The 13,624-nt window shown below is 72.4% G+C and carries 15 protein-coding genes; 11 read left to right on the top strand and 4 right to left on the bottom strand.

The window, feature by feature from the left end; genetic code table 11:
- The first annotated feature begins 362 nt into the window (after window positions 1-362).
- Both ACWGO0_RS20435 and ACWGO0_RS20430 read left to right on the top strand, forming a co-directional pair.
- On the top strand, window positions 363-1,703 hold the full coding sequence (locus ACWGO0_RS20435) for a transcriptional regulator (RefSeq protein ID WP_453536577.1): 1,341 nt from the start codon (window positions 363-365) through the stop codon (window positions 1,701-1,703).
- A gap of 87 nt (window positions 1,704-1,790) precedes the next feature.
- Window positions 1,791-2,321 carry an NUDIX hydrolase gene (locus tag ACWGO0_RS20430; protein WP_453536575.1) on the top strand — a complete coding sequence of 177 codons (531 nt, stop codon included), beginning with the start codon at window positions 1,791-1,793 and terminating at the stop codon, window positions 2,319-2,321.
- An 86-nt stretch (window positions 2,322-2,407) separates the two neighbouring features.
- Here ACWGO0_RS20430 and ACWGO0_RS20425 read toward each other — a convergent pair whose 3' ends face one another.
- From ACWGO0_RS20425 to ACWGO0_RS20415, 3 genes are all read right to left on the bottom strand, one after another.
- Window positions 2,408-3,268 (bottom strand): 3-hydroxybutyryl-CoA dehydrogenase, encoded by an 861-nt coding sequence (locus ACWGO0_RS20425; protein WP_453536572.1) that lies wholly within the window; start codon window positions 3,266-3,268, stop codon window positions 2,408-2,410.
- A gap of 181 nt (window positions 3,269-3,449) precedes the next feature.
- A complete protein-coding gene (locus ACWGO0_RS20420) occupies window positions 3,450-3,653 on the bottom strand; it encodes a DUF1918 domain-containing protein (protein ID WP_453536569.1) in 204 nt (67 codons plus the stop codon).
- Window positions 3,654-3,695: 42 nt separating this feature from the next.
- Window positions 3,696-4,709 carry a DMT family transporter gene (locus ACWGO0_RS20415; protein WP_453536566.1) on the bottom strand — a complete coding sequence of 338 codons (1,014 nt, stop codon included), beginning with the start codon at window positions 4,707-4,709 and terminating at the stop codon, window positions 3,696-3,698.
- Between ACWGO0_RS20415 and ACWGO0_RS20410 the strand changes: the two genes are divergently transcribed.
- From ACWGO0_RS20410 to ACWGO0_RS20395, 4 genes are all read left to right on the top strand, one after another.
- Window positions 4,708-6,171: an aminotransferase-like domain-containing protein gene (locus tag ACWGO0_RS20410; RefSeq protein ID WP_453536563.1), complete on the top strand. Its 1,464-nt coding sequence runs from the start codon at window positions 4,708-4,710 to the stop codon at window positions 6,169-6,171. The genes ACWGO0_RS20415 and ACWGO0_RS20410 overlap by 2 nt on opposite strands.
- Before the next feature lie 9 nt (window positions 6,172-6,180).
- The gene (locus ACWGO0_RS20405) at window positions 6,181-6,612 is read left to right on the top strand and encodes a GNAT family N-acetyltransferase (RefSeq protein ID WP_453536560.1); all 432 of its coding nucleotides are present in this window, start codon (window positions 6,181-6,183) and stop codon (window positions 6,610-6,612) included.
- A 59-nt stretch (window positions 6,613-6,671) separates the two neighbouring features.
- Window positions 6,672-7,247 (top strand): histidine phosphatase family protein, encoded by a 576-nt coding sequence (locus ACWGO0_RS20400; protein WP_453536558.1) that lies wholly within the window; start codon window positions 6,672-6,674, stop codon window positions 7,245-7,247.
- Between the two features lie 97 nt (window positions 7,248-7,344).
- Window positions 7,345-8,496, top strand: coding sequence for a serine hydrolase domain-containing protein (locus tag ACWGO0_RS20395; RefSeq protein WP_453536556.1), 1,152 nt, complete (start codon window positions 7,345-7,347; stop codon window positions 8,494-8,496).
- A 19-nt stretch (window positions 8,497-8,515) separates the two neighbouring features.
- On the opposite strand, the gene ACWGO0_RS20390 is transcribed toward ACWGO0_RS20395, so the two are convergent.
- Entirely contained in the window at window positions 8,516-8,941 is a 426-nt protein-coding gene (locus ACWGO0_RS20390; protein WP_453536553.1) for a YybH family protein, read from the bottom strand.
- A 24-nt stretch (window positions 8,942-8,965) separates the two neighbouring features.
- Between ACWGO0_RS20390 and ACWGO0_RS20385 the strand changes: the two genes are divergently transcribed.
- From ACWGO0_RS20385 to ACWGO0_RS20365, 5 genes are all read left to right on the top strand, one after another.
- Window positions 8,966-9,406: a winged helix-turn-helix transcriptional regulator gene (locus ACWGO0_RS20385; protein WP_453536550.1), complete on the top strand. Its 441-nt coding sequence runs from the start codon at window positions 8,966-8,968 to the stop codon at window positions 9,404-9,406.
- Between the two features lie 108 nt (window positions 9,407-9,514).
- Window positions 9,515-10,483: an alpha/beta hydrolase gene (locus tag ACWGO0_RS20380; protein WP_453536548.1), complete on the top strand. Its 969-nt coding sequence runs from the start codon at window positions 9,515-9,517 to the stop codon at window positions 10,481-10,483.
- Complete coding sequence (locus ACWGO0_RS20375) at window positions 10,476-11,636, top strand: acyltransferase family protein (protein WP_453536545.1); 1,161 nt, start codon at window positions 10,476-10,478, stop codon at window positions 11,634-11,636. The genes ACWGO0_RS20380 and ACWGO0_RS20375 overlap by 8 nt, the downstream gene beginning before the upstream one ends.
- Window positions 11,637-11,646: 10 nt before the next feature.
- Window positions 11,647-12,933 carry a histidine kinase gene (locus tag ACWGO0_RS20370; protein ID WP_453536542.1) on the top strand — a complete coding sequence of 429 codons (1,287 nt, stop codon included), beginning with the start codon at window positions 11,647-11,649 and terminating at the stop codon, window positions 12,931-12,933.
- Complete coding sequence (locus ACWGO0_RS20365) at window positions 12,930-13,598, top strand: response regulator (RefSeq protein WP_453536539.1); 669 nt, start codon at window positions 12,930-12,932, stop codon at window positions 13,596-13,598. Before ACWGO0_RS20370 ends, ACWGO0_RS20365 begins: the two co-directional genes overlap by 4 nt.
- Window positions 13,599-13,624: the final 26 nt, after the last annotated feature.

Genomic DNA, 13,624 nt, shown 5'->3' with positions numbered 1-13,624 from the left:
CCTCCTCTGTGCTCGCCAAGAGGCGGGGGACCGCACACGGGCCCTGGCCCGGTCCGGGGGAACCCGGTTGCGGGCCGACCCGCAGCCACCCTCCGATCCCGTGGGCAGTGGGTCGTGCGATCCGGCGCCGTCCGCGCTGCCACGGAGTGTTGGGCAGGTCGGCAGAGCGGACGGCGCGGGTGCGGGTCGTCGAACTGTACGAGGGGGAGCCGACGACCCGGCCGCCTCTTGCGAGACGGCCAAGTCAACCGATTCGCCCCACGGCGCGACAGAGCGCACAGCAGGATGGTTCGGGCATTCCGTTCACACCCCGTGTGAATCGTGCTGCACTAGGCTCAGTGCGACGCGTAACTGGGGGGGCAATGGAGCCCAACATCCTGCTCGAATCCCTGATCGACGAGGCCGGCGTGTCCCGGGCCGGTCTGGCCGGTCATGTCAATCAGGCCGGCCGGTCCCGGGGTCTGGACCTGCGGTACGAGCACACCGCGGTGGCCCGCTGGCTCAAGGGACAGCGCCCGCGCGGGCAGGTGCCCGACCTGATCTGCGACGTCCTCGGGGCGCGGCTTCACCGCGCGCTCACCCTCGACGACATCGGCATGGGCCCCTCCGGCGGGAACACGGTGGTGCACGGCTCCACCCTCTCCGGCTTCGTCGAGCGGGCCACCGCGCTGTGGCGCTCCGACGAACAGCAGCGCGCGCACGTCGTCACCGCTCCCGCGGTCACCGGTACGACGGCGGTGATGCCGGTCTGGGAGTGGGAGAACCCGCCCGAGGACGCCGATGTCTCCCGGCCGGGCCCGGCGCGCGTGAGCCCCGCGGACATAGTGATGCTCCGCGCGGCCCGCGCCCACTACGAGCAGATGTACCGGAAGGCCGGCGGCATCGCGACCCGCTCGCGCATCGTCGGCTTCCTCAACGCGGAGACGGCTCCGCTGCTGCGCAGCGGCTACAGCGATCCGGTGGGACGCCAGCTGCACCGCGCGACCGGGGGACTCGTGGCCGTCGCCGGCATCTGTGCGTACGACTCCGACGCCCACGGTCTCGCCCAGCGCTACTTCCACCAGGCACTGCGCCTCGCCAAGGCCAGCGGCGACCGGGGGCTGGGCGGCTATGTGATCGCCCTGCTGGTCAACCAGTCCCTGTTCCTGGCCGAATACCGCCGGTCCGTCGCCTTCGCGGAGGCCGCGCTGCGGGCGGCGGGCACCCACATCACACCGGCGCTGGCGGCCGATCTGTACGCGATGCAGGCCAAGGCGTACGCGCATCTCGGCGACGGGAACAACGCCCGCACCTGCATCCGGCGTGCGGAGTCCGAGGCCGACCGCATCCTCCCGGGCCGGGAACCGGACGAGACGGGGTACGTCCAGCCGGGCCTGGTCAATGTGCAGGTGGCCGAAGCGCTTCTGGGCCTCGGGGATCTGGCGGGTGCCCGGGAGCACGCGGCGGCGGCCGTACGCTCCCCGGCGCACGACCGGGGGCAGGTGCACCGGCTGGCGATGCTCACCCATATCGAGCTGCTTCAGGGTGAGGCGGACCGGGCGGCGCACACGGCCTCGGAAATGGCCGAACGGGCCAGGGGCATGGAGTCCCGAAGGCTGCGCGACCGGCTCCGCGCGGTCCGTGAGCACCTGGTGGCGAGCGGCTGCGCCGATGCCGAAGAGGCGGCCGGGATCATCGACGGAGCGCTCCGCGTGCCTCTGTGAGCTCCGCCCGACGGCCCTCCGTCGGTTCCCCTGACGGCCTGTCCCTGCTCCGATATTGCCATGGACTTGTCGGAAGGTGGCAGAACTGTGCAGTGGATGAACTTAAATGAGCACACGGTGTACGAGAACCGTTGGTTCCGGGTCAATCTGGCAGATGTCGCTCTCCCCGACGGGCGGCACCTCGACCACTTCGTCATCCGGCTCCGCCCGGTCGCGGCGGCGACCGTCGTCAACGAGGCCAACGAGGTGCTGCTGCTGTGGCGCCATCGCTTCATCACGGACAGCTGGGGCTGGGAACTCGCGGCGGGCGTGGTCGAGGACGGCGAGGACCTCGCATCCGCCGCCGCCCGCGAGATGGAGGAGGAGACCGGCTGGCGCCCGGGTGAGCTGGAGCCGCTGATGACGGTGGAGCCCGCCAACGGGCTCATCGATGCCCGGCACCATCTCTACTGGTCCCGGGAGGCCACGTACACCGGTCATCCCCAGGACGACTTCGAGTCCTCGCGCCGCGAATGGATCCCCCTCAAGCTGGTGCCCGACATGATCGCCCGCGGCGAGATCCCCGCGGCCAACATGGCCGCCGGACTGCTGATGCTTCATCACATGCGGCTGGGCTGAGGGGAAACGGAACGCGCGAAGGGCCGGCCGGGAGGTCCCGGCCGGCCCTTCACGGACGCGCCGCGTTCAGGAGTTACGCGCTGCGTTCAGGAGTACGGGTAGAAGCCCGAGCTCGTCTTGCGGCCGAGCCGGCCCGCGTCCACCATCCGCTGGAGCAGCGGCGGAGCGGCGTACAGCGGCTCCTTGTATTCGGCGTACATCGAGTCGGCGACCGAGGCCACGGTGTCCAGGCCGATCAGGTCGGCGAGCTTGAGCGGGCCCATCGGGTGGGCGCAGCCCATCTCCATGCCGTTGTCGATGTCCTCGCGGCTGGCGATGCCCGACTCGAACATCCGGATCGCGGAGAGCAGATACGGGATCAGCAGGGCGTTGACGACGAAACCGGAACGGTCCTGCGCGCGGATGGGGTGCTTGCCCAGGACGTCCTGGACCAGCGCCTCGGCGCGCTTCACCGTCTCGTCGGACGTGGTCAGCGCGGGGATCAGCTCGACGAGCTTCTGCACCGGTGCCGGATTGAAGAAGTGGATGCCGATGACCTGGTCCGGGCGCGAGGTCGCGACGGCCAGCTTCACCAGGGGGATGGACGAGGTGTTGGAGGCGAGGATCGCGTCCTGCCGGGTCACCACCTGGTCGAGCACCTGGAAGATCTCGGTCTTGACCTGCTCGTTCTCGACGACCGCCTCGATGACGAGATCGCGGTCGGCGAACTCACCGAGGTCGGTGGTGAAGCTGAGGCGGCCGAGCGTCTCGTCCCGCTCCTCCTCGGTGATCTTGCCGCGTTCGGCGGCCTTCGAGAGGGAGTTGTGCAGCCGGGTGCGGCCGATCTCCAGCGCCTCGCCGGTGGTCTCGGCCACCATGACCTGAAGGCCGCTGCGGGCGCACACCTCCGCGATGCCCGCGCCCATCTGGCCACAGCCCACCACTCCGACGCGTGCAATGTCGGCCATAGAGTCCGTCACCTCGTGCCTTTCGCTGATCCCTGTGTCGCAGGTTTCCGTACGGTTCCGGTGCCCGCCTCGACCCCACGACGTTACTCCGTGGTCCGGGACCCGTGACCTGGGGGTCGTACCGCGGGCATGGCATGGGCCGGGGACCCCACTCGGAGGTCCCCGGCGTCTCTTCCCGGCTCTACCGCTTCTCGTCCTGCGGGGGTGTGTGCCGCACGACACAGTCCGGGCCGGGGGACTTGATCGATTCGTGTCCGTCGTCGTAGCGAAGCCGGTACGGAGGCGCGCCCCCGGGACCCAGCACTTCGATGATCTCTGCGACTCTGTCGTGCTGTCCCACGGTCCTGCCGTGGATCAGGAGCCGGTCGCCGGTGTGTGCCTCCATCGGGAGTGGCCTCCTCACGGGTGGCTGGCCATATCGACAAGTCTATGACCGCGGAGCGGCTTTGACTCCTGCGCGCTGGGTGACCGCGATGCAGACGAGCACGGCCACCGCGGCCACCGGAGCGGCTGCCGGGATCTCCTCGCCGAGCAGCAGGGCCGACCACGCCAGGGTCAGCAGCGGCTGCGCCAGCTGGAGCTGGCTGGCCCGTGCCACCCCGATCTCGGCCATGCCCCGGTACCAGACGTACAGGCCGACGAAGGTGGAGCCCGCGGCCACCCAGACGAGGCCGATGACGCCGTGCGCCGTCAGGTGCACCGGTTCGAAGGGCAGGGCGATCGCGGCGCCCGCCACCATGAGCGGCAGGGCGAGGATCAGGGCCCAGCCGATCACCTGCCACCCGGGCATGACCCGGGCCAGCCTGCCGCCCTCGGTGTATCCCGCGGCGCACACGAGCAGGGCGCCGAACAGATAGAGGTCACCGGCGGAGAGCGCCCCGCCGCTCTGCTGCACGGTGAACGCGATGACGACGGCCGCGCCGGCCAGGGCGGCGGCCCAGAACGCGCGCGGAGGGCGCGAGCCGGTGCGCAGCGAGGAGAACACGGCAGTGGTCAGCGGCAGCAGGCCCACCACCACGGCCGCGTGCGAGGAGGTGGTGGTCTGGAGCGCCAGCGTGGTCAGCAGCGGGAAGCCGACCACCACACCGCCCGCTACGACGGCGATGCCGGCCCAGTGCCGGCGCTCGGGCACCGGCACGCGGCCGGCCAGCAGAAAGGCGCCCGCGATGGCCGCGGCGAGCAGGCTGCGCAGGGCGACCAGCGACCACGGGCCGAAGCTTTCCAGGCCCCAGGCGGTGGAGGGGAAGGTCAGCGAGAAGGCGACCACGCCGAGCACGGCGAGAAGGGTCCCACTGCCGCCGACGGCCGGACCGTCCGCGGCGGCTGCGGCGCGGTCCTCCGCGAGGCCCGTGCCGGCTCCGGCTCCGGATCCTGCGGGATCGTCGACCGGGGAGCCAACTGCTATCGCTGTGCGGTGAGTAGCGCTATTCTCTACTGTCATGCAAGAGCGTAGCAGTGTGGCCGACCTGGCAGAATCTCTTCGCGGTGAAGTCAACCGCTACTCCCCAGGTGGAAAGCTGCCGTCGAGTAGGGCTCTGGTGGAGCGCTTCCGGGTGAGCCCGGTGACCGTCTCCCGGGCCATCGCGCAGCTCGCCGCCGAAGGGCTCGTCGTCACACGCCCCGGTGCCGGCGCCTTCCGGGCGCAGCCCCGTACCGACGTACGCCCGCCCGGCGACACCTCCTGGCAGGAGGTGTCGCTCAGCGCCGACGACGGCCCCGAGGTGGTGCCGCGCACCGTCGACGCCTCCGGTGTCCTGGTCACGCTCGCCGCGCCGCCGCCCGGCGTCATCGAGTTCAACGGCGGCTACCTCCACCCCTCGCTCCAGCCCGAGCGCGCCATGGCCGCCGCGCTGGCCCGTGCCGGCCGCCGCCCCGGCGCCTGGGGCCGACCGCCCACGGACGGGCTTCCCGAGCTGCGGTCCTGGTTCGCCCGCGAGATCGGCCCCACGGTGACAGGGGCCGACGTACTGATCACCGCGGGCGGCCAGAGCGCCCTCTCCACCGCCCTGCGGGCGCTCGCCCCGCCCGGCGCGCCCATCCTCGTCGAGTCGCCCACCTACCCGGGGATGCTGGCGGCGGCCCGCGCCACCGGCCTGCGCCCCGTGCCGGTGCCCGGCGACGCCGACGGCGTACGCCCCGACCTGCTCGCCGCCGCTTTCCGGGCGACCGGCGCCCGCGTCTTCGTCTGCCAGCCGCTGTTCCAGAACCCGACCGGCGCCGTACTGGCTCCCGACCGCCGCGGCGAAGTCGTCCGGATCGCCCGCGAGGCGGGCGCCTTCGTCGTCGAGGACGACTTCGCCCGCCGCCTCGTCCACGAGGACGCGGGACCGCTGCCCGCGCCGCTCATGGCGCAGGACGAGGACGGCGTCGTCATCCATGTCTGCTCCCTCACCAAGGTCACATCGCCCAGCCTCCGCGTCGGCGCCCTGGCCGCCCGCGGGCCCGTACTGGAACGCCTGCGCGCCATCCAGGTCGTCGACAGCTTCTTCGTCCCCCGGCCGCTCCAGGAGGCCGCGCTCGAACTCGTCGGCTCCCCGTCCTGGGGCCGCCACCTGCGCGCCGTCGCGAGCGCGCTCAAGGACCGCCGCACCGCGATGACGGCGGCGCTCCGGCTGGAACTGCCCGAACTGGCCCTGCCGCGCATCCCGTCCGGCGGCGGCAGTCTCTGGCTCGGGCTCCCCGACACCTGGACCGGCGCCGAGGAGTCCGCGGTCGTCTCCGCGGCGCTGCGCGCGGGCGTCGCTGTCGCACCCGGACGCCCTTACTTCTGCGCCGAGGCGCCGGCCGGCCGCATCCGGCTGAGCTTCGCGGCGGTCTCGGGTCCTGCAGAGATCACCGAGGGCGTACGGAGGCTGCGTACCGCCTGCGACGAACTCCTCGATCGCCCGCGAGACGGGCGATAGCCTCCCTCCATGACCGGCGTTTCCGAGCACCAGTACGAGATCTCGTCCGACCCGGCCAGACTGGACCACGCCCGTGTCCACCACTGGCTCTCCACCGATGCCTACTGGGCGCTCGGACGCACCCGCGCACACCAGGACCGTGCCATCGCGGGTTCCCTCAACTTCGGTGCGTACGAGATCGGCTCGGGCGAGCAGGCCGCCTACGCCCGGGTGGTGACCGACGAGGCCACCTTCGGGTGGCTCTGCGACGTGTACGTCGACCGCGCCGCCCGCGGTCACGGCCTCGGTGTCCGGCTCACCACCGCGGTGCGCGACCATCTCGCGGCGGCCGGTGTCCACCGGCTGATGCTGGCCACCGACGATGCCCACGGGGTGTACGAGAAGGCCGGTTTCCGGCCGCTCGCGGACCTGGAGAAGTGGATGTTCGTCCGGCCCAGCTGATCCGGGCCGTGCGAGGCGCCCCCTTGACCGGCGTGGCGTTCGGCTCCACGATCGCGGCCATGAGTGTTCGAGTCTCTCTGGTCGCTGCGGCCCGCAGCTCCGCCCTGCTCGCCGAGCGCTTCGACGACGACCGTCCGCTCGACCACGCCGGCTGGCACGAGATCCAGCTCGCCGCGCACACTCTCCTGCCGCTCGGCGCCGCCGAACTGCGCTACTGCTCGCCGACCCCGCGCAGCCGTGCCACCGGTGACGCGCTCGGCTTCGCGCCGATGGCGCAGCCCGCGCTGCGCGACTGCGACATGGGCCGCTGGCGGGGCTGGACCCTGGCCGAGGTCACCGCACGGGAACCGGCGGCGGTCGACGCCTGGCTCTCCGATCCGCGCTCGGCCCCGCACGGCGGCGAGCCCCTGATGGCCTTCATCTCGCGGATAGGGGGCTGGCTCGACACCCGTCCCGCCTGCGACGGATTCATCGTCGCGGTCGCCGAACCCTCGGTCGTGCGGGCCGCCCTCGTCTACGCGCTCAAGGCCCCGCCCGCCACGTACTGGAACGTGGACGTCCGTCCGCTGTCCACGGTCACGCTCACCGGCGTGGCGGGGCGCTGGAGCCTGAGCCTGGAAGCGGCGTCACGCTGAGCGGAAAAGTGCGCCGGCCTCTTCCGGTCGGTCCGACCAGTCGGTATGTTGCGGTTCACTCAGGCCGGCAGGCTGTGCGCGAGACGAGGAGCCCGACGTGCCGCAGATCCAAGGTCACTGCCAGGACGGATTCGCCGCCGTGCGTGCCGCCTTCGAGGAGAACTTCGCGGAGCGCGACGAGCTGGGCGCGGCCGTCACCGTCCTCGTCGACGGCGCCCCCGTGGCCGACCTGTGGGCAGGCTGGGCCGACCAGGCCCGTACCCGCCCCTGGGAGCGGGACACCCTGGTCAACGTCTGGTCCACGACCAAGGGCCCGACCGCGCTCTGCGCCCACATCCTCGTCGACCGGGGCCTGCTCGACCTCGATGCCCCGGTCGCCGCGTACTGGCCGGAATTCGCCGCAGCGGGCAAGGAATCCGTCCGCGTACGGGACCTGCTCTCGCACCGCGCGGGCCTGGCGGGACTCCGGGAGCCGCACACCCTGGCCGAGCTCTACGACTGGGAGCTGACCACCGCCCGGCTGGCCGCGACCGAGCCTTGGTGGGAGCCGGGGGCCCGGTCCGGCTATCACGCGCTCACCTACGGCTTCCTGGTCGGCGAGGTCGTCCGCCGGATCACCGGACTCCTGCCCGGCGCCTTCCTGCACCAGGAGGTCACAGGACCGCTCGGCATCGACTTCACCGTCGGGCTCCCTGAGAAGGAGGAGGGCCGGGTCGCCGAGCTGGTCCAGTCGAAGGCGGTGACGGGTGCGGCGTCCGCGTTCTTCGCGCAGATGGAGCCGCTCGCCATCGCCTCACTGGCCAACCCGCCGTCGGGCGCGGCAGCCGCGAACACCCGCGAGTGGCGGGCCGCCGAGATCCCCGCGGCCAACGGCCACGGAACGGCCCGCGCCGTGGCCGCCCTGTACGGGATCCTCGCCGGGCGAGGCAGCCTCGACGGCAGGCGCATCCTGTCCGAGGAGGCGGCCGAGCGGGTACGCGAGGGCCAGGGGAGCTGCCGGGACCTGGTCCTGGGTGCGGGCTTCGCCCACGACACCGAGATCGGACTCGGTCTCTGGCTCAGCGGCCCGAACCGCTCCTACGGCCCCAACCCGCGGGCCTTCGGCCACGACGGCGCGGGCGGCTCCTGCGGCATGGCCGACCCCGAAGCCGGGGTCGCGATCGGCTACGTCATGAACCGGATGGGCCCTGGGATCGCCGACGACCCGCGCAAGATGGCACTGGTCGACGCGGTGTACGCGGCGCTGTAAGCACCCCACAACGGGGTACTCAGGCCGCCGGAGCCGTACCGAAGGGATTGTCGATGACATAGCGCCATTTCCCGTCGGGTCCGCGCCGGGCCACGTCCGTCGCCGTGCCCTCGATGCGCACCGGCTCGCCGTCGGGACCCGGCCCTTCGATGGTCCAGTCGACGATGAGCAGGGCGATGTCGTCGGCGACGTACGTATGGCGCGGGCGGACGCTGATCGGCAGACCGAGCCGCAGGAACTCCCGGTTGGCGGCCAGCAGTTCGTCGCCGGATACCTGTACGCCGGGCAGCGGGACGAAGGCCGCCCCCGTCTCGTACACCTGCGTCACCGCCTCCGCGCTGCCCGAGTTGAACGCCTCGGCGAAGACCGCCGGGTGTTGCCCGGCGAGCGAGGTCAGCGAAACAGTGGGGGCATGGCTACCACCGATGTCCGATGCGATGTTCATGACCTCAGCCAACCCGGCGGCTCCGTGGCTCACCAAACGGAAACCCACGCGGCCGGCCCCGCGCCCCGCACCGTGTGGGACGAGGAGCTGGTGCCCGACGAGGCCGGACGGACCGGGGAACCCGACCCCGACTGCCCGGTGGAGACCGCGCTGGCCGCGGTCTCCGGCCGCTGGACCACACTCGTCCTGCGCGAACTGATGCACGGCCCGCACTCCTTCGGCGGCCTGCGCGAGCGACTGCCGCGGATCAGCGCCAAGGTGCTCGCCGAGCGGCTGCGCGTACTCGAACAGCGTGGCCTGGTGGCCCACGACCGGCTCAACGGCTTCCCCGTCCGTTCCCGTTACCGCCTCACGCCCGCCGGATCGGCGCTCCGGCCCCTGCTCGTCGAGCTCTACCGCACGGGCACGGCCCTGAACGCGGCGGGACGCGAAGCCGCCGGACCGGCCCCTACTCGTAGTACCTGAGAGCTACTTGGCAGGTGCACCCTCCAGCGGGACGCCGACCACGAGGGGTGATCCATAACTTCGGTAACGGAAGCACACACCGCATCCGGTACGGAAGGACCACCCTCCATGTCGAGCCGCCCGCGCACCAGCCGACTGCGCCGCACTCTCCTCGCCGCCCTCGTCGCCGCCTCGGTGGCGGTGCCGGTGTCGGGTGCGGCAGGGCCCGCGGCAGTCCCCGCGCCCGCCCCGGCCGACCTCGGCCCCCTCGGGTCCGTGGGCCCGGCGGCCCTCGACGAGCGGTACGCCGCCACGCGCGAAGGCATCCGGGCTGCCGAGCGGGCGGCGGCCGGTCACGGCGACCGGCGACGGGCCGCCGTCCTGCGCACCATGGCGGAGCCCGACCGCCGGTTCCTCTCCTTCGACGGCCGCGACGGGGGCCGGACCACCGAGGTGTTCGGCGACCTCTCCCGTGCCGGACGCATCGCGGTGCTCGTGCCGGGTTCGGACACGAGCCTCGACTCGTACGGACGACTGCGAGCCGGCGCCGAAGCGCTCCTGCGTGAACTGGGCGACGGCGCCGCGGTCGTCGCCTGGCTCGGCTACCGGACCCCGGGCACGGTGAGCCACGAGATCCTCAGCGACGGGAGCGCGGCCGGCGCTGCTCCCCGACTTGCCTCCTTCGTACGGGAGTTGAGCGCGGCCAGTCCCACTTCCCGCACGACGCTGCTCTGCCACTCCTACGGTTCGGTCGTCTGCGCCCGCGCCGCGGCGGACCTGCCGGTCGCCGACATCGTCCTGTACGGCAGCCCGGGCACCGGCGCCGACACCGCGGGCAGCCTGCGGACCACGGCCACCGTCTGGGCGGGCCGGAGCGCCGACGACTGGATCGCCGACGTCCCGCATGTGCGGCTCGGCCTCGGCTTCGTGACCCTCGGCTTCGGGCCCGACCCGGTGTCGCCCGTCTTCGGGGCCAGGGTCTTCGACGCGGGTTCCGGCGGCCACAGCGACTACCTCAGGCCCGGTTCCGTACCGCTGCGGAACATGGCCGGGATCGTGAACGGGAGCGCCGTGAGCGAGGACCGCAGCCATGCGTGACCTCGTACGGACCGTCGAAGCCGCCACCCCGCCCGGCCGCGACCGCGCGGTCGACGCCCTGCGGGCCCTCGCCATCCTCGGAGTGGTCGCAGGACACTGGCTGGTGACCGCCCTGGTCGCCGACAGCGGCACGGTGCGGGCCGCGAGCCCGCTCCAGTACATGCCCCAACTGATCCCCGTCTCCTGGGTGTTCCAGACCCTCGCCGTGTTCTTCCTGGTCGGCGGACGCATGGGCGCGCAGGGGTGGGCAACCGCCCGCGACCGTGGCACGCCCTACCGGCGGTGGCTCGGCGCCCGGCTGGCCCGGCTGTTCCGGCCGGTCGCCGCACTGCTGGCCGTATGGGCGGTGGTGGCGGGCGCGATGACGGCGGCCGGCGTCGGCCACTCCACCCTGTACACGCTCTGCAAGCTGGTGCTCTCGCCGCTGTGGTTCCTGCTGGTCTTCGCGGCCCTCACCGCCGCCCCCCCGCTGGTGGCGAGGATCCACCCGCTGTGGCCGCTCGTGGTCGTGCTCCACGTCGACCTGCTGAGATTCGGTACGGACGCGCCCGCCGCGCTCGGCTGGATCAATGTGGCCGCCGGCTGGCTGGTCCCGTACTGCCTGGGCGCCGCCTGGGCCAGGGGCGGCCTTCGGGGACGTACGACGGGCTGGGTGCTGCTGGCCGGGGGCGCCGTCGCCACCGTGCTCCTCGTCCTGTTCGCCGGCTACCCGGCGTCCATGGTCGGCGTGCCCGGCGCCGCCGTCTCCAACCTCGACCCGCCCACGCTCGCCGCCGTGACCTTCGGTCTCGCCCAGTGCGGCGCGGCCCTCCTGATGCTCGGCCCCCTGCGGCGGGTGCTCGCGCGGCCCGCCGTGTGGACGGTGGTGGCCCTGGCCAACCTCTCCGCGATGACCGTCTTCCTCTGGCACCAGACCGCCATGATGGCCGTCACCGCGAGCGGCCTGCTCGCCGACGAGCCGCTGCCGGGACTGCACACCGTCCCGGACGGGGCGGCCTGGGTGCTCGCCAGACTGGTCTGGCTTCCGGTGTTCGCGGTGGCCCTGCTGGTGTGCTGGGCGGCCTTCCGTACGTACGAACAAGGGCGGCCCGGCCGCTCCACGGTGGTCCGCGAGGCCCGCCCCGACCGAACAACGGAGGTGCGCAGTGCCTAGGCTTGATCAGGTGAAGCTGACGGGGGCGGTAAGCGGTAAGCGACTGGTGACCGCGGTGCGGAGACTGCCGCGCACCCTGCGCGAGGACATGTGGACGAGGGCCGCCGATCCGCTGCCGCGCATGGGAGATCCGGGCTGGCCGGTCTGGCGGCCGGTGGCCTGGATGGTGCTGGTGGTGCTCGCGGCGACCATTGCCGTGATGAATGTGAACGGCGGGGACGGCCAAGCGGTCACCTGGCACGCCCTGTTGCTCGCCGGGCTCCAGTCGGCGGCGCTCGTCGCGACGATGTCCCGGCCCATGCCGGCCTGGTGGGCCTCGATCGTCCTGATGCTCGTCGGAGCCATCGTCTGGGAGCCCCTGATCAGCCGGGACAGGCTCTACCCGTGGAGCATCCCCGCCATCGCGCTGCACAGCGCGGTGCTGTTCCTGGTGGCCTCGCGGGTGCGGCCCTGGACCGCGGTACGGGCGCTGCTGATCACCTTCCTGGCAGGAGTGGCCTGTCTCCCCTTCACCACCCAGGCGCACAACTACGACGTCGAGCGGGCCGTCCCCTTCTTCGTCGTCGCGACGGTGCTCGGCGCCTCGCTGCGCGGAATGCGGGTGGCGCGCGGCCAGTTGGTCGTCCAGGAGGAACTGACCGCGGAGGAACGTGCCCGGCGCACCCTGCTGGAGGAGCGCAACCGGATCGCCCGCGAACTGCACGACGTGGTCGCCCATCACATGACCGTGATCTCCATCCAGGCGCAGGTCGCCCCGCACCTGGTCGAGGACCCGCCCGACGCGCTGCGGGAGAACCTCGCCTCCATCCGGGAGAACGCCGTGGACGCGCTCACCGAACTGCGCCGGGTACTGGGAGTGCTGCGCACGGAGGACAGTCTCGCCGACGGCGTGCGGCACGCACCGCAGCCCACGCTCGACCGGCTGGACGAACTGGTCGGCACCGTACGGGGCGCCGGGATCACGGTCGTCAGCGAATCGACGGGGGAGCGGCGGCCCCTCTCCCCGGGCGTCGAACTCTCGGCGTTCCGCATCGTCCAGGAGGCGCTGAGCAACGTGATGCGTCACGCGCCCGGAGCCCGCGTGCGGGTGGAGACCGGCTACCACTCGGCGGCGCTCACCGTCCGCGTCATCAACACCGCCCCCGACCGCCCTGCCGCCCGCTCGCGGGGGGCCGGCCACGGACTGCTCGGCATGCGGGAACGTACCGTCATGCTGGGCGGAGACTTCGCCAACGGGCCCACCGCCGACGGCGGTTACGAAGTGGTCGCCACGCTTCCCCTGGAGGACCCCGCATGACCATCCGCGTACTGATCGCAGACGACCAGATGATGGTCCGCCAGGGCTTCACCGTGCTGCTCGACGCCGAGCCCGGCATCGAGGTCGTGGGTCAGGCCGTGGACGGCCTCGACGCCGTCGCCAAGGTCGCCGAACTGGCCCCCGACATCGTGCTGATGGACATCCGGATGCCCGGACTCGGCGGCATCGAGGCGACCCGCCGCGTCACCGCGCAGCCCGGCGCCACCGTCAAGGTCCTCGTCCTGACCACCTTCGACCTGGACGAGTACGTGTACGAGGCGCTGCGCGCGGGCGCGTCCGGCTTCCTCCTGAAGGACGCGTCGGCGGCCGAACTGGCGCATGCGGTACGGGTCGTGGCGGCCGGCGAGGCGCTGCTCGCCCCGAACATCACCAAGCGGCTGATAGCGGAGTTCTCCCGGCTGACCGACGCCCCGCGCGCGCCCCTCAAGGACCGGGTCGGGGACCTGACGCAGCGCGAGACGGAGGTGCTGTCCCTGATAGCGCACGGACTGTCGAACGCGGAGATCGCGGTACGCCTGGTGGTCGCCGAACAGACGGTGAAGACCCATGTGAGCCGGATCCTCGTCAAGCTGTCCCTGCGCGACCGCACCCAGGCAGCGGTCCACGCCTACGAGACGGGACTCGTCCGCCCGGCCGGATACTGAGGCCCGCGCGGGCCTCAGTATCCGGC

The sequence above is a fragment of the Streptomyces sp. NPDC055749 genome, from assembly GCF_053617235.1.
The sequence above is the reverse complement of the archived record's forward strand: the minus strand, read 5'-3'. Positions and strand labels throughout refer to the sequence as shown.